At 66.5% G+C, this 18,105-nt stretch carries 18 protein-coding genes and 2 pseudogenes; 15 read left to right on the forward strand and 5 right to left on the reverse strand.

What is annotated here, in order from left to right; translation table 11 throughout:
- The first annotated feature begins 33 nt into the window (after positions 1-33).
- The 8 genes from BLR41_RS05940 to BLR41_RS05980 all read left to right on the forward strand — a co-directional run bounded on the left by BLR41_RS05940 (position 34) and on the right by BLR41_RS05980 (position 7,594).
- Positions 34-993, forward strand: a complete 960-nt coding sequence (locus BLR41_RS05940) for a 4Fe-4S dicluster domain-containing protein (protein WP_092627211.1) — start codon at positions 34-36, stop codon at positions 991-993.
- On the forward strand, positions 990-1,937 hold the full coding sequence (gene nrfD, locus BLR41_RS05945; RefSeq protein WP_143013012.1) for an NrfD/PsrC family molybdoenzyme membrane anchor subunit: 948 nt from the start codon (positions 990-992) through the stop codon (positions 1,935-1,937). The genes BLR41_RS05940 and nrfD overlap by 4 nt, the downstream gene beginning before the upstream one ends.
- A 151-nt stretch (positions 1,938-2,088) precedes the next feature.
- Entirely contained in the window at positions 2,089-3,081 is a 993-nt protein-coding gene (locus tag BLR41_RS05950) for a ring-cleaving dioxygenase (protein ID WP_092626985.1), read from the forward strand.
- A gap of 139 nt (positions 3,082-3,220) precedes the next feature.
- Positions 3,221-4,165, forward strand: coding sequence for a DUF5996 family protein (locus tag BLR41_RS05955; protein ID WP_092626986.1), 945 nt, complete (start codon positions 3,221-3,223; stop codon positions 4,163-4,165).
- A 60-nt stretch (positions 4,166-4,225) separates the two neighbouring features.
- Positions 4,226-4,672, forward strand: coding sequence for a VOC family protein (locus tag BLR41_RS05960; RefSeq protein ID WP_092626987.1), 447 nt, complete (start codon positions 4,226-4,228; stop codon positions 4,670-4,672).
- 587 nt (positions 4,673-5,259) lie between these two features.
- Entirely contained in the window at positions 5,260-5,517 is a 258-nt protein-coding gene (locus tag BLR41_RS05970) for a hypothetical protein (protein ID WP_092626989.1), read from the forward strand.
- Positions 5,514-6,881 carry a MurT ligase domain-containing protein gene (locus BLR41_RS05975; RefSeq protein ID WP_092626990.1) on the forward strand — a complete coding sequence of 456 codons (1,368 nt, stop codon included), beginning with the start codon at positions 5,514-5,516 and terminating at the stop codon, positions 6,879-6,881. Before BLR41_RS05970 ends, BLR41_RS05975 begins: the two co-directional genes overlap by 4 nt.
- Entirely contained in the window at positions 6,881-7,594 is a 714-nt protein-coding gene (locus tag BLR41_RS05980) for a glutamine amidotransferase (RefSeq protein ID WP_092627213.1), read from the forward strand. Before BLR41_RS05975 ends, BLR41_RS05980 begins: the two co-directional genes overlap by 1 nt.
- 460 nt (positions 7,595-8,054) lie before the next feature.
- Here BLR41_RS05980 and murJ read toward each other — a convergent pair whose 3' ends face one another.
- A complete protein-coding gene (gene murJ, locus BLR41_RS05985) occupies positions 8,055-9,689 on the reverse strand; it encodes a murein biosynthesis integral membrane protein MurJ (RefSeq protein ID WP_092626991.1) in 1,635 nt (544 codons plus the stop codon).
- A 244-nt stretch (positions 9,690-9,933) separates the two neighbouring features.
- Here murJ and BLR41_RS05990 point away from each other — a divergent pair, with 244 nt between their 5' ends.
- On the forward strand, positions 9,934-10,287 hold the full coding sequence (locus tag BLR41_RS05990; RefSeq protein WP_245693955.1) for a hypothetical protein: 354 nt from the start codon (positions 9,934-9,936) through the stop codon (positions 10,285-10,287).
- A gap of 105 nt (positions 10,288-10,392) precedes the next feature.
- Here BLR41_RS05990 and BLR41_RS05995 read toward each other — a convergent pair whose 3' ends face one another.
- Both BLR41_RS05995 and BLR41_RS06000 read right to left on the reverse strand, forming a co-directional pair.
- Complete coding sequence (locus BLR41_RS05995; RefSeq protein ID WP_218119941.1) at positions 10,393-11,313, reverse strand: CPBP family intramembrane glutamic endopeptidase; 921 nt, start codon at positions 11,311-11,313, stop codon at positions 10,393-10,395.
- A gap of 51 nt (positions 11,314-11,364) precedes the next feature.
- Entirely contained in the window at positions 11,365-12,018 is a 654-nt protein-coding gene (locus BLR41_RS06000; protein WP_092627214.1) for a hypothetical protein, read from the reverse strand.
- A 128-nt stretch (positions 12,019-12,146) separates the two neighbouring features.
- Here BLR41_RS06000 and BLR41_RS06005 point away from each other — a divergent pair, with 128 nt between their 5' ends.
- Positions 12,147-12,728 carry a TetR/AcrR family transcriptional regulator gene (locus BLR41_RS06005; protein ID WP_176797840.1) on the forward strand — a complete coding sequence of 194 codons (582 nt, stop codon included), beginning with the start codon at positions 12,147-12,149 and terminating at the stop codon, positions 12,726-12,728.
- A 215-nt stretch (positions 12,729-12,943) separates the two neighbouring features.
- Here the strand turns inward: BLR41_RS06005 and BLR41_RS06010 are convergent, their stop codons facing one another.
- Positions 12,944-14,098 (reverse strand): acyl-CoA dehydrogenase, encoded by a 1,155-nt coding sequence (locus BLR41_RS06010; RefSeq protein WP_092626995.1) that lies wholly within the window; start codon positions 14,096-14,098, stop codon positions 12,944-12,946.
- Positions 14,099-14,261: 163 nt separating this feature from the next.
- Between BLR41_RS06010 and BLR41_RS06015 the strand changes: the two genes are divergently transcribed.
- Together BLR41_RS06015 and BLR41_RS06020 are read left to right on the forward strand one after the other, a co-directional pair.
- Positions 14,262-15,014, forward strand: coding sequence for a TetR family transcriptional regulator (locus tag BLR41_RS06015; protein ID WP_092627215.1), 753 nt, complete (start codon positions 14,262-14,264; stop codon positions 15,012-15,014).
- Positions 15,015-15,183: 169 nt separating this feature from the next.
- Positions 15,184-16,038, forward strand: coding sequence for a DUF3626 domain-containing protein (locus BLR41_RS06020; RefSeq protein ID WP_176797841.1), 855 nt, complete (start codon positions 15,184-15,186; stop codon positions 16,036-16,038).
- On the opposite strand, the gene BLR41_RS06025 is transcribed toward BLR41_RS06020, so the two are convergent.
- Positions 16,016-16,537: an SRPBCC domain-containing protein gene (locus BLR41_RS06025; protein ID WP_218119943.1), complete on the reverse strand. Its 522-nt coding sequence runs from the start codon at positions 16,535-16,537 to the stop codon at positions 16,016-16,018. The two genes, BLR41_RS06020 and BLR41_RS06025, sit on opposite strands and share 23 nt — an antisense overlap.
- Before the next feature lie 148 nt (positions 16,538-16,685).
- Between BLR41_RS06025 and BLR41_RS23355 the strand changes: the two are divergent.
- The 3 genes and pseudogenes from BLR41_RS23355 to BLR41_RS23800 form a co-directional block, all read left to right on the forward strand.
- A pseudogene (locus BLR41_RS23355) lies at positions 16,686-16,949 on the forward strand (IS607 family transposase); the annotation flags it as partial.
- 165 nt (positions 16,950-17,114) lie between these two features.
- Positions 17,115-17,243, forward strand: a pseudogene (locus BLR41_RS23795) (zinc ribbon domain-containing protein); the annotation flags it as partial.
- A gap of 213 nt (positions 17,244-17,456) precedes the next feature.
- Positions 17,457-18,035, forward strand: a complete 579-nt coding sequence (locus tag BLR41_RS23800; RefSeq protein WP_143013019.1) for a dihydrofolate reductase family protein — start codon at positions 17,457-17,459, stop codon at positions 18,033-18,035.
- The last annotated feature ends 70 nt before the right edge of the window (positions 18,036-18,105 follow it).

Genomic DNA, 18,105 nt, shown 5'->3' on the forward strand with positions numbered 1-18,105 from the left:
TCCGAGCACCCGCTCTTCGAGCTCGAACGCTCGATGCGAACCGGCGAGCACGCCCGGGAAACGGCACCGGAACCAGCGGTGGGGTCCTCGAACGGTAACCGACTCAGCGGCCCGTTGGCAGATCCCAGCGCCGAGGCGGGCTATTCGGAGCAGCATCCCGATCGGATGGGGTTTTTCACCGACACCAGCGTGTGCATCGGGTGCAAGGCCTGCGAGGTCGCCTGCAAGGAGTGGAACCTGCTGGAAGAGGACGGGCTGGAACTTACCGGCATGTCCTACGACAACACCACCGACCTCGGAGCCACCACCTGGCGGCACGTGGCATTCGTCGAACAGCGCATCGACCTCTCCACGCGCGCCCGCGTGGATATCGGAATGCCCGGGATGGGGCCCCCGGAAACGGCCACGGAAGAGGTCGCGGGCTCCGAGGTGCGGTGGCTGATGTCCTCCGACGTCTGCAAGCACTGCACGCACGCCGCCTGCCTGGACGTGTGTCCGACGGGAGCGTTGATCCGCAGCGAGTACGGCACGGTCGTGGTGCAGGACGACGTGTGCAACGGATGTGGTTACTGCGTCCCGGCCTGTCCCTACGGAGTGATCGACATCCATCCCGAGAACGGCGGCGCGTTCAAGTGCACCCTGTGCCAGGACCGACTCGGCTCGGGAATGACCCCGGCCTGTGCCACCGCCTGTCCCACCGAGTCCATCCAGTACGGTCCGCTCGACCAGTTGCGGGAGCGGGCCGAGCAACGCCTCGAACAGCTGCACGAGCAGGGAATCACCGAGGCCCGGCTCTACGGGCAGGACCCCACCGACGGTGTGGGAGGTGACGGAGCCTTCTTCCTGCTGCTGGACGAACCCGAAGTGTACGGGCTGCCACCCGATCCGGTGGTCACCACCAGGGATCTGCCCGCCATGGCCTGCTACGCCCTGGCCGCGGCCGCCACGGCGGCCGTGACCATCGCGAGCTGTTTCCTGGGAGGACGGCGTTGACCGGAAACGAACCCGCCGGGGCGACGGGAGCAGGCGCCGCCGAGGAGGCCGACGGGGAACGGGCGACCTTCCGGTCCTACTACGGCAGACCGATCATCAAGGAACCGACCTGGAAGGTTCCCGACGTGCCCGCCTACCTCTATCTGGGAGGCATGGCGGGCGCCTCGTCCGTCATGGGGGCACTCGCCCAGCTGCGTGGGTATTCCCGGCTGCGCCGGGTCGGGCTGCTCTGCGTGGCGGGAGGTTCCGGCGCCAGCGTGCTGGCGCTCATTCACGATCTCGGTCGGCCGTTGCGGTTTTTGAACATGTTGCGCGTGTTCAAACCCACCTCGCCGTTGAGCGTGGGATCCTGGATCCTCGCCCCGTTCTCCGCGCTCAGCGGCGCGGCCGCTGTCTTCGAGTTCACCGAGGTCGCCCGTCCGCTCGGCAACGCGGCAGCGTGGTGTGCGGCCTTGCTGGCCCCGGCCATGACGACCTACACCGCTGTGCTGCTCGCGGACACGGCGGTGCCGGGATGGCACGAGACGCGCCGTGAACTTCCCTTCGTGTTCGCCTTCAGCTCGGTCTCGGCGGCAGGCTCGCTGGGAACGATGTTGGCGCCACGCGCGGAGGCCGGGCCCGCGCGGCGCATGGCCCTGGTGGGCTCCCTCGGTGAACTCGTGGCGAGCCGCGTGCTGGAACACCGGGCGGGCAGAATCGCCGAGGTGTACCGCTCGGGTCGGGCGGGAAGCACGCTACGGGCGGCCCGGATCATGGCAACGGGGTGCGCTGTCGGTGCCGTGTTCGCCCGGCGCGGCACGAGCGCGGCGATTCTGGCCGGTCTCTGCGGTACGGCAGCCTCGATCGCCACTCGCTACGGAGTGTTCGAAGCCGGGCGGGAGTCCGCCCGCGATCCCTACTACACGGTGGTGCCGCAGCGGGAGGCTCGCCAGGTGGAGGAATGAGCTCCCGTGTGGTTCCGGCCTGCCCGGTAATCCGGATTGCGCTGCGAGACCGACTGAGATACCGGAGGATGGGACGGGCAGTCACAGCCGTCCCGCCGCTGGACTCCGCTCCGACGGCCGCGGCGGGCCGCCAGCGAGGGAGGCGGACACCATGCCGAGTACGCCCAGCGGATTACACCATGTGACCGCGATCGCTACGGATCCGCAGCGTAACGCGGACTTCTACCGCACCGCGCTGGGGCTGCGCCTGGTCAAACGCACCGTCAACTTCGATGCCCCGGACACCTACCACCTGTACTTCGGGGGTGAGTCGGGCCAACCGGGGACACTGATCACCTTTTTCCCGTGGCCGAGCGCGCCTCGCGGGCGGCGCGGGGCGGGGCAGACCACCACCGTCGCCTTCTCCGTGCCGCAGCACTCGCTGGGGTGGTGGCAGCAGCATCTCGACGGGCTCGAGGTGAACGTGGGGGCGCCCACCACCCGGTCCAGTGAGGAAACCCTCACGGTCGCCGATCCGGACGGGCTGCTGGTCGAGCTGGTGGGCCACCCGGAGGCGGACTCCCGCGCGCCGTGGGAGGACGGTCCCATTCCACCGGAATACGCCATCCGGGGACTTCACTCGGTCACCGTGACGGAAATAGGGCATGAGCACACCGCTGAACTGTTGACCGAAACAATGGGTTTTCGGTTGGTGGAGGAGTCCGGGGCGCGGTTCCGGTTCGTCACGGGGTCAGGTGGTTCCGGGGCGATGGTGGACGTGCTGTGCAGTCCGGAAGCACCGCTGGGCATGGTCGCCGCCGGAACGGTGCACCACATCGCCTGGCGGGTCCCTGACGATGCCGAACAGGTCGACTGGCGGAACACACTGCTGGATCAGGGACTGGACGTGACGCCGGTGCTGGACCGGCGGTACTTCCACTCCATCTACTTCCGCGAACCCGGCGGGGTGCTGTTCGAGATCGCCACCGACCCGCCGGGTTTCACCATCGACGAGCCGTTGCTGGAGTTGGGCAGGGCACTGAAGTTGCCTCCCTGGCTGGAACCGTCCAGGGCCGAGATCGAGCAGGTGCTGCCCACGCTCAGAGTTCCCTCACCGGACGAGGAGATCACGTTCACTCCGCCGCCGGTGGAGCGTACGAGGTGAGTCATCGGAAGGTCTCGGGACGGAGGACACGGGGGACCCGAGCCGGAGCCGTGTCCCGGGTTCCTGGGGCGTTCGCACGCCCCGCGGGCGCTTCGAACGAACCGCATGCGGGCCGGAGGGCCGTTTTCAGGGGGAGGCGATGGCCGGTTCGAACACGGAAACCGAACGGGGACTGCGATGGCCCGAACTGCGGGTCGACGACTGGAACGACACCCGTGAGACCTTGCACATGTGGTTACAGCTGGTCGGGAAGATCAAACTGGCCTGCGAACCGATGATCAACCACTGGTGGCAGGTGCCGCTCTACGTCTCGGCTCGCGGTCTGAGCACCGGCTCGATCCCGTACCACGACGAGGTGTTCGACATGGAGTTCGACTTCCACGAGCACCGGTTGCTGATCCGCCGCAGTGACGGTGGGCGACGCGAGATCGCTCTCATCCCCAGGACCGTTGCCGATTTCTACCACGAGACGATGGCGGCGCTGGACGAGCTGGGAATACGGCTCACGGTGAGCCGCACACCGAACGAGGTCGTGCGGGCCCTGCCTTTCGACACCGACACCGAGCACGCCTCCTACGAGCCGGAAAAGGCGTGGTTGTTCTGGCGCCAGTTGTTGGGTGCCCACCGGGTCTTCAGTGATTTCCGGTCGAGTTTCATCGGCAAGGTGAGCCCGGTGCACCTCTTCTGGGGAGCTATGGATCTGGCCGTGACCCGTTTCTCCGGGCGTGCGGCACCTCGCCATCCGGGTGGGGCGCCCAACTGTGGTGACTGGGTCATGGTCGAGGGGTATTCGCACGAGCTCAGCAGCTGCGGATTCTGGCCGGGTGGAGGCGCCGAGGGCGCGTTCTACTCCTACGCTTACCCGGAGCCACCGGGATTCGACCGGTACCCGGTCGGTCCGGCGGGGGCCTATTACGAGCAGGGCGAGTTCCTGTTGCCCTACGAGGAGGTCCGAACCGCGTCCTCGCCGGATCGGCTCCTGACGGAGTTCCTGCGCACCACCTATGAAGCCGCCGCCGAATGCGGTGGCTGGGATCGCCGGGAGTTGGAGGACGACCCGAAACGACGAGCTGCACCGCGGTGATTCAGGTTTCCCGCACTGCCTGACTTTCGATACCGAACTCAGGGAACGAATGAGGTGACTATGAGTGTCCAGGAGTTCCCGGCGCCGAGCGAGGGAATGCTGCTGACCCATTTTCTCACGGTCCGCGACGTGAGCCGGTCGCGTGCCTTCTACCGGGACGTCGTCGGCGGCCGGGTGATACTCGAGGAGAACCCGTGTACGTTGCGTGTGGCCAACAGCTGGCTGATCATGAATCCCGGAGGTGGCCCCACTCCCGACAAGCCGGAGACCACGTTGCGTCCCCCGGCAGAGGGGGATCCGGTGTCCTGCTTCCTCAACATACGCGTCGCCGACATCTGGGCCGTTTATCGTGAATGGAGCGCCAACGGCGCCGAATTCCTGACACCTCCGGTGGATCGTGGGGCCGAGTTGCGCTGTTACCTGCGTGACCCCGACGGTTACCTCATCGAGGTCGGTCAGGCTACGGGAATGCTTCAGGGGAGATTCGCCGAGCCCCCACCGACGTGATCGGTTTCGCGGGGAGTCGTTACCTGCGCCTGTCGATGTGGATGTCCCAAACCGTCCACCCGATTCCCAGCGCGACGAAACCCGACAGCAACAGCAGCACGATCATTTCCATCGGTGCCTCCTCGGCATGCTGATGCGCACGCGGCGATCCGGCCGCTCTCCAGTGGATTTTCTCGCCGATGGTTTCAGCGTGTTTCACTCACTCGTTCGAGTCAAGTGGATATCATTCAGGTGTTCGTGTCCGTGTTGAACCGTTGTTCGGTTTCTGCTACTGGGGGTTATTTCGAGATGTTCCGGAAAGTTGGAACGGTGGCGCGATCACCCGTTGAATGCGAACAGCAAACTGCTGGTTTTCATGTTCTGCTCACGTGCGGTTGCTGTGTTGTGTGGTGTCATTCTTTCGGGGGTTATATGTGACAGGAATGAGTGTCGACTCCAGGTGTCGGCGATTCGGAGTAAACTGTGGTCGAGAGTTCTCCAGTGGTGAGATCGAAACGATCTCCGAAACGGATTCGGAAAGTGTGCGAGAGCTGACTCCGAAGCCGCCCGTAATAGGTGTGAGCGCGCGAAAACGGACACGATGAATCATGTTCGCAGAACAGTTGCCCTGGCTCGCGGGGCCACTACAGCTGGCCGTCGCCTTACCCCGGGAATGGGTCGGGGTCGCTGCCGTCGCTGTGGGAACGACACTGGCCGCGTTTTCCGGCCTCCGGTTCTTCCTCACCCGATCAGTGGCGAACGATCGCGCTGACGAGGACAGTGAGACGAAGTCACGAAGCCCGTCCCGCCATCGGATCACGGTGCTGCCCGCAGTCAGCCGCGTCGAGGAAAGGACCGGTCGATGACGAACACGACCCGCCGGAGCGAGCGAAGCCAACCCACGGGTCCACCGCCCCAGGAGGCACCGTCTCCGTCGGAGTCCGGACAGCGTTGGCGAGTGGTCTCCGCACGGGGTGCGCGGCGGGCGGATGTTCTCTCCCGAGTACGCACCGGCACGGCGCTGGCTGCGGGAAGACTCGCCACGAGCGCATCCAGGAGCCTGCGTCTGGGAAGCGGCGGCATCATCGGCGGCCGAGTGGCCCTGGCCCTGCAACCGGATCTGCTCACTCGGCTGGTGGTGGACAAACGAATCGTGGTGATCACCGGAACCAACGGCAAGACCACCACCACCCACATGGTCGCGCAGGCACTGCGCGCCGGTGGGGCCTCGGTCAGCAACGCCACCGGGGCCAACATGCTCGACGGCCACGTCGCCGCCCTGATGGCCGAGCCACGAGCCCCCTACGCCGCCTTGGAGGTCGACGAGCTGCACCTGGCCCAGCTGACCGACCGATTCCAGCCCTCGGTGATTCTGCTGCTCAACCTCAGCCGTGACCAGCTCGACCGTGTCGGGGAGATTCGCAGCGTGGAGGCCAGCCTGCGTCGCGCGCTGCGGCAGGCGCCGGGCGCACGGGTGGTCGCCAACGCCGACGATCCCAACATCGTCTCGGTAGCGGCCGACCATCCCCACGTGACCTGGGTATCGGGCGGCTGCCGCTGGAAGCACGACGCGCTCAACTGCCCCAGGTGTGGTGCCTTCCTCGGCGAACTCGACGAGGCATGGGAGTGCGTGTGCGGGTTGCGCAGGCCCAACGCCGACTGGAAGGTCGATGTGGGTGGGCTCACCGCCCCGGACGGCACGAGCGAGCGGCTGTCCCTACCGCTGCCCGGCCAGGTCAATCGGGTCAACGCCACTTTCGCGCTCGCGGCCACCACGGCGTTGGACATACCGCGTACCGAGGCGCTCGACCACATCCGTCGACTGCGTGATGCAAGCGGGCGATACGAGCACACGAGCATGGCCGGACACGACGTGCGGCTGCTGCTGGCGAAGAACCCGGCCAGCTGGCTCGAGATGCTCGACCTGGTGGCCGAGAACGATCGCCCGCTGATCCTGGTCGTCAACAGCAGGCAGGCCGACGGACACGACGTCTCCTGGTTGTGGGACATCGAGTTCGAACGGTTGGTGGGCAGGAACGTCGTCGTCACGGGGGAGCGCGCGCTGGATCTGGCGGTGCGACTGCGTTACGCCGAAGTGAAGTGCGAAATCGCCACGAACGTGCAGCGAGCACTGCACAGTGTCACCATCGGGAGCTCGGCCGACTCGGTCGAGATCATCGCCAACTACACCGCTTTCCGGGATCTGTTCGCGAAGAGGCAACAACATTGATCGAGGATTCGGCGATCCGCATCGCACTCGTGGTGCCCGACCTGCTCGGCACCTACGGGGACCGCGGCAACGCCCTGGTACTCGCGCAACGACTGCGCTGGAGAGGTTATCGCGCCGAGATCGTGACCGTGTTGTCCTCGGCCGAGACCCTGCCCGACTCCTGCGACATCTATCTGCTCGGTGGGGGTGAGGACGTCGCGCAACAGGCCGCGGTGAACTTCCTGGCACGCGGTGACGCTCTGCGGCGGGCCGTGGACGCGGGGGCGGTCGTGTTCGGGGTCTGTGGCGGGTTGCAGGTGCTGGGCACCAGCTTCACCACCGGTGACGGCGCTACCCAGCACGGACTGGGACTCATCGACATCTCCACCGCGCCCGGTCCGAACCGGGCCATCGGTGAACTCAGCACGCGCTCCGAGGAAGACGGTCTGGGGCTGCTCACCGGCTTCGAGAACCACCTCGGCAGGAGCACGGTCGGTCCGGCGGCCCGCCCGCTGGGGCGTGTGCTGCACGGCATCGGCAACGGTTCCGAGGACACCGAGGGGGCCGTCAGCGGGCGCGTGGTGTGCACCTATTTGCACGGCCCGGCGCTGGCGCGGAATCCGGCGTTGGCGGACACGATGCTGTCCTGGGCGGTAGGGGAGTCGTTGCCCGAACTTGCTCCCTTCCCGGAACTCACCGAGCTGCGGACCGAACGGGCGCGAGCCGCCGGGTGACCGCTCGCGCCGTGCCGTCCGGACAGCTCGGCAGGCTGCGCGCTGACCGCGGAACACGATTCCACCGGGGTCAGCCGACGTTGACGGGTCCCTGCTCGGCGTGGACGTCGCGCGATGTCGACCTGTTGCGGACGAGGGAAGGAAGGCGCACCCGGCCAGCCCGAGCGGGACGAGCGTGGCCGGCCCATCGGCACGGCCGTGCCCCGCCCATGATCCCCACCATCGGTCCGTTGCGGCTGCTTACCAGTAACCCCGCACTGGCGATCGCGGCGGCATAGGCCCCGTGGTGACCATGTGGCGGTAGGTGACACGCACGGTGTTCGGAACTGGACCGATTCGATCCGTCGGCGAGCGCATTCCGAAGGTCGACATGGCGTCGCGCGCCGGGACCTCGGCCACGGATACGGGCAGGCATGGTCCAGGCAACCCCTTGATCAGCTCTTGGGAGTCGCTCCGCAGGTCACACCCGGTTCAGCAGTCCACGTAGTCGTTGTCGGACGATGGTCATCTCCGGTATCGGCAACAACAGCATCAGCCCGAAGCCGAGGCCGAGCACGAGCGTGCCGCGTACCCCCAGGCCCACCCAGGCCGTGGCCACGTCACCGAATCCGTGCAGACTCCCTCCCAGCCAGTGCCAGACGGCGAACGCGCATCCGCATCCCACCGCCGAGGCCAGCAGGGCCCACCCGATACCGACCAGAGTTCGTCCGGTCTGTATCCGTCCGAGTCGGGTGTGCAACCACCACTGGCCCACCGCGGCGCCCACGAGAAAGCTCAACGACATGGCCAGGGTCACGCCGATCACCAGGTCGCGCGGATCCAACCACATCAGCAGCGTGTAGCACACGGCGGTGCGGAACACGACCATGATCACGTTGATCAGCATCGGTGTTCGGGCGTCCTTCATCGCGTAGAACGCCCGCAGCTGCAGCATCGTGATCGAGAACGGCACGATTCCGGCCGCTGCCACGCCGAGCGTGACCCCGAGCCGGTCCGCGGCACCGACACTGCCCTGACCGAGCGAGAAGAACGCCACCCCGATACCGGATCCCGCCGTGAGCATGAACGCGCTCACCGGCATCAGCAGGATCGCGCTCAACCGCGATCCCAACCCCACGTCGCGGACGAAACCCTCGGTGTCCCCCTCCGCTATCGAACGGCTGATTCGCGGCATCAGCGCCTGCAGCAGTGAGACCCCCAGCACCCCGTAGGGAACCTGCGAGAGCAGCCACGCGTAGTGGAACGTCGCCACACTGCCCGACGTGCCCTGCCCGGCCACTCGGATGGTCACGATCATGCCGATCTGGCTGATCACGGTGTAGAGCACCACCCAGCCCGCGAGCGAACCGAACTCCGCCAGTCGCCGGTCCCAGCCCCACCGCCAGCGGAACCGGAACCCGGTTCGACGCAGCGAGAGCACCATCACCGCGCTCTGCGTCGCGATCCCGAGCATCGTGCCCAGCCCCAGGATCAACAGCTTCGCCTGTCCCATCCGCACCGGATCGGCCGAGATCTCGCCGGGAGTCACCGCGTACAGGCTCACCGTGGCGGTGATCACCAGGTTGTTCATCACCGGCGCCCACGCGGGTGGGCCGAACACCTGGCGCACGTTGAGGATGGCCATCAGCAGCGCCGACAGGCCGTAGAACACGATCCCAGGAAGTAGCAGATAGGCGAAGGCCGTGGTCAACTCGCTGTTGGCGCGGGTGTGCGAGCCGAGATACAGCTCGGTCAGCAGCGGAGCCCCCAGCACTGCCAGTGTCGTTGCCGCCACCAGCAGGATCACACCCATCGTGATCATCCACTGCGCGTAGGACTCGCCCTCCTCCTCGCTGTTCTGCCGCGCGCTCACCAGCAGTGGCACGGCCACGCTCGTGAGCACTCCCCCGAGGAGCAACTCGTTGACCACGGTGGGCAGGGTGTTGGCCACGGTGTAGGAGTCGTTGATCATTCCCAGGCCGAGCACCCACACCAGCAACACCTTGGCGAACAGGCCGCTGATCCTGCTGGCCATGGTGGCCACGGCCATGGCGCCGCTGGCGCTGCCCAGCGACGGCGTTCGCGCGCGTGTCGGACGCTGGCGCTGCTCGACCACGGAAGTTCCCCCTGGCTGAAATACGGCTGCTCAGACCCCGCCGAATCCGGTTGGTTAAACGGTAACGAAGCACTGCCCCGACCGCGGGTTCGAAAACGCTCAACCACATGATTCCGGTGGAAAACTTCCGGTGCGAGCCTGGCCTTTCGGGCGCATACTGACCTGTCCGGGGGAGTCGTGCCGGCTCGACAGGGGAGGTGTGATGGGCGGTTCTCCGGTGTTTTCCGAAGATCTTCCGGCAGAGGTGCGGGTATTGGACAGTTGGCGCCGCGCCGGGGTGGATTGCGCGGTGGGGGAGTTGCGCGGGTTGTTCTACGGCTTCGCGCGGTTGGCGGGCCCCTCCAGCGGCTGGAGTCGTTATCGCCCCGGGCGGGTGAGCCGCGGCGGTGGTGAGGCACTCGCCCCCGAGAAGCTGGGAAACTGGGTGGTGCTGGAGTTCGGCCCGAGCGAGCGATTCTGGTCCCAGGAGGTGCGCGCCCGGTTTCTCGGAGGAACCGGTGAACTGTCCGGGATGGAGCGGTGGGGCTGGGCCTGGGGGCTGAGCCGCATCCACCAGGAGGTCGACGAGTTCGTCGACGCGCAGCTCAGCCGTGGTTAGTGCGGTCCGGTCTCGAAGCTCTGGAGCTGCTGGACGAACTCACGCACCGATACCGAGAGGCTCCACGAGAAATCGACGAATCGCACCACCGCGGCTCACGGTGCATCACGAGGACATGTCCGTCCAGCTGCCCGGGCGATACCAGCCACGTTCGTATAGCCACACCAGGCCGACCACTGCCAGATTGACCGCGGCGAGGATCAGGTAGGACGGTCCACCCGCACCCACCGATCTTTCGTACGCGGACGTGCCACCGTCGGCGAACAGCGAATTGAGCAGCGTGACCACGACGTTGTTGCAGACGTGGAACGCGATCGGCGCTTCGAGACCCCGGCTGAGCACCGCCATCAGGCCAGTACAGACACCGACGACGGTGAAATAACCCAACAGCCACGGATCGGCCGAGCCGTGGATGAGCGCGAACACGAGGCTCGACCCCACCAGCCCGGTGAGCAGTGCCCAACGTGTTGCTGGCACCCAGGACGCGATCGCAGGCAGCATCGTGCCTCGGAAGATGAGTTCCTCACCGGCGGCCTGCAGCGGCGTGGTCAGCACGATGACGAGGAGAAGCGCCCCCGTGGTACTGGTGATCCCGAAACCGGTCCAGCCGGTGTCGGCCGGAGCGACGAGCGCCACCAGTGCGACACCCGCGGCGACCAGCAGAGTGGAGCTGCCGGAATACACTCTCCAACGTCGGGAGTCCAGCCGTCGCGAGGAGCTCAGGAGGCTGCGCCAGGGCACCTCGGCGAGCCGTGCCACGAATGACACGGCCAACAAGCCTGTCACCGCTACGCTCAGGTTGTTCGCCAGAAGCGTCAGTGGCGTCATCTCGTTCGTGAGCGGATCGTCCCTGCCCTCGATCATCGCAGCCACGTAGTAGAACACGATCTGCAGCAGGACCATGGCCACCGGTAGCAACGCGACGATCACCAGGGGTTTCCACCAGTTCATCCGGAGATGGGCGCCGAACGGCCGGGATGTGTCGATCGGCGCCGGAGTGGAGGTGTCGAGGGGACGAGTAGGCATCGCGCGCTCCTGGGGAGTTTGTGGTCGGCGAGAGAGGGCGGCGCTTCGAGATCAGTTCGCCGCACCGTCGAGCAGCCAGTGGTATCGCAGGCGGAGGGCTCGTTCCGTGCCGGCTACCGCGGCCGAGACGCCGAGCGTGAGGTTGAGCCACAGCGGCGGTCGGATCGGGGATTCGAAGCTTCCGAAGCGCTGGGCTACGGGTGGGATCTGCGAAACCGGTTCGGCGATCTGCAGGAGGAGCAGGAAGGCGCCGATCAGGAGCAGGACCAGCGAGAGGAGACCGATACCGCGGCTGATCACGGGATGTTTTCGGGCCAGGCGTGCTCGGCGTCCTTCTGCCGATCGGGGGTCGGGGACGAGTTGTCTCTCGGTGCCGTCGGCGCTCACGTAGTGACAGCGCTTGATCCCGAAACCGCTCATCGCCACCTCGATCGTGCCGCCCTCGACGGGAAACGCGGCAGGGAGCTTCGAGACGGCGTACTGCCGATCGTCGAGGTAGAGCTGCGCCTCGACCTCCCCGGAACCCTGGTTCTGCCAGTGCCGCACGTCGACCGCGTAGTCCACGTGAGCTCCTGCGGGGCGCGGCAGACGGACTCGGAACAGAGCGCGCCCCGGCAGCTGCCACCAGCGGAAGCGTTGCAGTGCTCGACCGTCACCCTCGCGCACACGTCTCGCGGCACGTCGACGTCGCCACTCCTTGAACACGAACACCTCTCGAGTCCTCTTGGTGGGATGCTCCAACACACCGTGTTGGTCTACCGAAGTCACGCTAGCACAGCGTGCTAGTACAGTGTGTCGGAGGAGGTTGAACAGTGACAGCGGACGAGCAGAACATGAGTTCAAGGGACAGGATCATCGCGGCGGGCGCGGTGATGCTCGGTGAGGACGCGGGGGCACGGCTCAGCGTGCGCGCGGTGGCGGAGCGGGCCGGTGTCAGCACCGGCTCGCTCCGCCATCACTTTCCGACGCAGCGTGCGTTGCAGGACGCGGTGCTCGCACGCGTCTACGACGAGGTGGTCTCGGACGACCGGATCCACGACCGGACCGTCCCGGCCAGGGAACGGCTGATCGACTGCCTGCGGCTCGTGCTGACCCCCACGGTCGGCGAACAGGCACGGCAGGCCTGGCTCACGGTCTTCCGGACATTCCTCGTCCCCGAGCAGACCGACGAGATCCGCGCGGCGTACCTGGGAATGGAGCGTGAGGGTCAGCGTCGTGTGGAGTACTGGTTGAGCGTCCTGGTCGAGGAGGGCGCGCTCGCCGACGGCGACAACACTCGACGCGCCAGGTTTCTCTGCACCGTCCTCAATGGCCTGTCGGTCGAGCGGGCGTTCCCGGCCGAGGAATCGATTCTGCGGTCCGAGGCCGAGACGCTGCACACCGCGGTCGATTGCGTCCTGAGCTCTCCCGCTTGATTCCGGACCAAAACCACCGGGGCCGGCTCGAACAGGGGCTGGAACGCCCGGTGCGGGCGAGGTCTACGGTCCACCGCGGTCGAGATGGCGGCCGAAGTTCGGCCATACGTGTTTCGTGGGGTGTGGCGAGGCCGGCTTGGTCCGACGGTCGACTCGCTCATCGACCGCCGGACACGAGATCGACGGATCGCCGGAATCCCGCTCCACGGTGATTCTCACTTCAGCAGCGAGCGGGCCATCACCATGCGCTGGATCTGGTTGGTTCCCTCGTAGATCTGGGTGATCTTGGCGTCGCGCATCATGCGTTCGACCGGGAAGTCGCGGGTGTACCCCGCTCCGCCGAACAGCTGCACCGCGTTGGTGGTGACCTCCATGGCCACGTCCGAGGCGTAGCACTTGGCCGCGGCGGAGATGAAACCGAGGTTGCCCTCCTCACGTTCGGCACGCGCCGCCGAGACGTAGATCATGTGTCGTGCCGCCTCGATCTTCATCGCCATGTCGGCGAGCATGAACTGCACGCCCTGGAAGTCGGCGATGGCCTGCCCGAACTGCTTGCGCTCCTTGACGTAGTCCACGGCGGCGTCGAGCGCTCCCTGCGCGATCCCCAGTGCCTGCGCCCCGATCGTGGGGCGGGTGTGGTCCAGGGTCCGCAGCGCGGTCTTGAAACCGGTGCCCGGCTCCCCGATGATGCGGTCCTCCGGGATGGTGCAGTCGTTGAAGTGGAGTTCGGCGGTCGGTGATCCCTTGATCCCGAGTTTTTTCTCCTTGCCCCCGACCTCGAACCCCGGATCGTCGGCGTGGACGACGAAAGCGCTGATTCCGTTCGGGCCCTTGTCCGGATCGGTGACCGCCATGACCGTGTACCAACTGGACTCCCCACCGTTGGTGATCCAGCACTTGGTGCCGTTGAGTACCCAGTCGTTGCCGTCCCGGCGTGCCCGCGTCTTCATCGCGGCCGCGTCCGAGCCCGCCTCCCGCTCGGAAAGCGCGTAGGATGCGGTGTGCTCACCCGCCGCGATGGACGGCAGCACCTTGTGCTTGAGTTCCTCGGAGGCCGACAGCAGGATCGGCATCGTTCCGAGCTTGTTCACCGCCGGGATCAGTGAGGAAGAGGCACAGACCCTGGCCACTTCCTCGATGACGATGCAGGTGGCCACGGAGTCCGCTCCCTGCCCGCCGTAGGCCTCCGGAACGTGAACCCCGGCGAACCCCGACTTCGACAGCGCGTGGAAGGCCTCCCTCGGGTAGCGTTCCTGCTCGTCGCACTCCGCCGCGTAGGGTGCGATCTCCTTCTCCGAGAGCGAGCGGACAGCTTCCCGGAGCGCTTCGTGCTCTTCGGAGAGCTGGTAGGTGTCGAAGTTCGAATCCACGAGAGAGTCCTCCTGGTACGTGCCACGGCCGTAGCCGGACTTCCTGCTGTTTCTGACTTGGGAACACACCCTAAACTGGCATCGCGTGCCACGGTGCGCCATGTTATCGCGATATTAACGGCACTGGGTGCCATCGGCAATCGTGGCCTGCTACATTTCCGGCATGTCCGAGGGGAACTCCGGTGAGTCCAAGCCGCGCGCGGGCCGTACGGCGGACGGACGCCGTCAACTGCGTGGTGCGCTGGCCGTGGCCGCGCTCGACCTGTTCGCCGCCAAGGGCTACGAGTCGACCACCGTCGAGGACATCGTGGCGGCTGTGGGGGTCGGGCGGCGCACGTTTTTCCGGCACTTCCGCTCCAAGGAGGAAGTGGTGTTCCCGGACCACGAGGAGCGTCTCGCCGGAGTCGTACGCGAGCTCGACGACGCTGGTGACTCCGAGCCGCCGATGACGGTGGTGTGCCGTACCGCGGAGACGGTGCTGGACATGTACCTGGCAGACCCCGAGGTTTCGCTGAAGCGCTTCGAACTGACCAGGCAGGTTCCCTCGCTGCGCGACCGCGAGATCGTCAGCATCGATGGTTACCAGCGGGTCTTCGCCCGGTATCTCCGGCGGAGATTCTCGGAACGAGCCGACGCGAAGCTGCGGGCCGCTGTCACCGCCGCCACGGTCGTGGCCACGCACAACCACGTGCTGCGCCGTTGGTTGAAGAGCGGGGGAGGGTTCGACGCGCGTGCCGCCCTGCGGGAAGCGCTGCACGGGGTGACGGCCGACGACACTCGTGTCTCGGCTGCGGAGTCGACCGCCGACACCGACGAGGTCGTTGTCGGGGTCGTTCGCACCTCGACATCCGTGCACGCGGTGCGTGACCGGATCGAGGGTGTGCTGCGCGAGATGGGCGGGAACGACTCGGACTGAGCAAGCCGCTCCGACGCTCGAGGTGTGCTCGGGACCGGGTAAGGGAATGTGTGCGAAATTCCTGCCACGAGACGGCACGGACCGCGTCAGTGCCCCAACTCCGCTGCTCGTCCACGAGGACTTCGGGGAATTGAGCCCGTGTCCTCCCGCTCGTCGATACTCTGCGGTTATGCATGATCCAGCCGCTCGTGCTATCGCCCACGTGACCTCGTTGGCCACCGGCGAGCCGGTAAAGTCCTCGTTGCGGGTGACGCTGCATTTCCACCCCGACCGACTGGTGGACGGGGTACCGATCCTGGAGCGCATGGCCCACGACGGGGTGTACCGGTCGCAGTTCGAGACCGGGACGAGCAACGGGGGACTGACCGCGCACCCCGGCGGTGACCGCTGGCGGTGGGAGAGCCGGATCTTCGCCGGGGTCTACGACGAGGCGCCGGCGGCTCACCGGCCGAAGTACGGCTCGCTGAACTTCCGTCACCGCCGGGTCGGCGGCTCACCACGCTTCGGCTCGGCTCACCTGCGACTGGCCCGACACGTCTTGGCCCGCACCACGTTCTGCTACCCGGACAGTGTGTTCGAACCGCGCCACTTCGGTGTCGCCTCGCGGATTTCGAAGCTGATCGCGCTGGCCGAGACCGACGGCAGGGATCCGCTCGACGACTACGTCGAGGCCCACGTGCACGGTGCGGTCGACTTCGACCGGGATGTCGAAGCATTGGTGCTCGACCCCTGCTATCGCGGTACCCCCACGGAAACCGCGGCCGGTCGGCTGGCCTGTCCGATCGAATGGCACGGTGGATTCACCCTGCCCACTGCCGAACTGCACGGCCACCCCGAGTATCGAGGCCCCGAGTTCGTGCGGCTCGGCGTGTCCCTGGCCCGGGACGGCCGTCTGGACCCGCGGATCATCGGCGACGCCTCGCGTGCCGGTCACCACGACGAACAGGCACTCAAACGTGTGTGGCACTGCGTCGCGAGGTTCGGCTCCGCCGAACTAACGGTCAGCGCCCCCAACAGTTCCTAACCGCCGAGGGGTCAGCCTCGGGACGTCGGTGCGGGAGCTGGGCTAGATGATGGAGGGAGTTGGTCAGGTGCTCAGGGCCGAACGGCGGGAACCGGAGGTATTCCCGGATGGACTGCGGCACCGCCGACCAGTCATAGGTGAGCGTGACCTCGGTCCCGGACGGTCCGGACGGCACAAGGTCGTAGCGCCAGAACCAGCCCCCGAACTCCAGGTGACCGTCGCCCTTGGGGTCGTAACCCGTCAGCCAGCCAATGGCTCGCGGCGGGTCGAGTACGTGGACCTTGTTGGCCACCTGGTAGTCACCGTCTTGAGCGTCAGGGTGATACATGTCCATCCGGAAGATCTGTCCCACCTCTCGCAGTGTCGCTCTGTCGACGGGTTCCTGAACCCAGCCGGTGCCATCGATCGCAGGATGCGTCCTCGGGTCCGCCAGCACTGCGAACACCTTCTCGGTGGGTACGTCGAGAGTCAGGGTGGCGCTCACGTTCTCCTGGTCCACGGTATGCACGCTCCTCGCCATGTCGTTTCGGCCCCGCGCAGGCGCGGAAGGGAAAGTCCATTATGCAGCCGAGGCGGCACTGCGGAACTCTTCAATTCTTCGACTTCTTAGGTAGTTCTGTGTTGTTCTGTGCTGAAATGTTCCGGTGAGGCTGAAGGAGTGGGCGCGGGAGCTGGAGGGGGCGTATCAGCTTGCCACCGGCACGATCCTGGTCGAATCGTCCGCAGCGGAGTCCGAGTTGAACGGCAACCGGCCGAAACTCCGCAAGGTGTTGTCGGGCCCGACCGTTACCGTGCTGGTCGTGGAACACCGCGACCGGCTGGCCCGCTTCGGCGTCGAATACCTTGATGCCGCGTTGTCCGCCCAGTCCCGCCGCATCGTCGTCCTCGACACCGCCGAAGTGGACGACGACCGGGCGCAGCGGAAACTGCGCCGACGGCAGCGCCCAGCCTATCGCCGGCGCGGGCCGGACCGTCGTACCGGGCGGCGGCCCTCAAACCGGTGGCGCACGACCCAGCAGCACACACAGGTCGCCAACGCCCGCCGCGACGCGCTGCACAAGCTGTCCACCCGGCTGGTGGCCGACCGCTGGTATCCCAGCCCCCAGACCTGCTCAGACCGCGGCGCGGTGAAAGCCAAACTGTGCCTGTCCGAGCGGAACTTCACCTGCGATCACTGCGGCCACACTGCTGACCGTGACTACAACGCGGCCCGCAACCGCTTCCAGGGGCATAACTACCCGGATCCAACGGCCTGCTGGAGGCCCGCAGTTTGCTACCGCCACCGCGAGCCGAAGCCGTGGTCGAAGCCATGGAACCACCTCCGGAGGAGGACCTCCGGAAACTCAACGGCGAGGAATCTCGTCGTGGCTCCCAGCCTGTCTGCCCGTATCCGATCGACCGCACTCTCGGAGAGCCTCATGCCCGCTACTTACACCTTCGACGTTTTTTCCAGCCTCGACGGCTTCGGTGCCGCCGGCGGAAACTGGAGCGGCTACTGGGGTAAGCAAGGCCCCGAGCTTCTCGACCACCGCCTCGCCCGCTACAACGAGGAGCAGCGGATGGTCTTCGGGGCCAACACGTACCGGGCGTTCACGCAGCTGCTCGCCGCGAGCACTGAGGACTCCGATGTGCGTGACCCGTGGGTTACGCGGATGAGGAGCCTGCAGGCGACGGTCGTGTCGAGTACGCTGCAAGACCCCCTCGACTGGCCCGACGGAAAAGTTGTCAACGGTGATGCCGTCGAGGTCGTCACTCGGCTCAAGGAGGAGTCCGAGGTGCCGTTGCGCTCGCACGGCAGCCTGTCGATGAATCGGGCGCTGATGGCTGCCGGTCTGGTCGACCGCGTTCAGGTGACGCTGTTCCCGGTGATCACCGGCCGAACCGGCCTGGACCCGATCTTCCGGGGCGCGGCAGACTTCGACCTCGAACTGCTCGAGCACCGGACGTTCGACGGCCACATCCAAGAGCTCATCTATCGCCCCAGCCTGCATGGCTGAGTCCAGCCATAGTCCAGAGGGGATGCGCGTAGCCTCGTGATCGTAGCGCATGCTTTGTAAATTGCATCTG

The sequence above is a fragment of the Actinopolyspora mzabensis genome (assembly GCF_900101095.1).
Classification (GTDB): domain Bacteria; phylum Actinomycetota; class Actinomycetes; order Mycobacteriales; family Pseudonocardiaceae; genus Actinopolyspora; species Actinopolyspora mzabensis.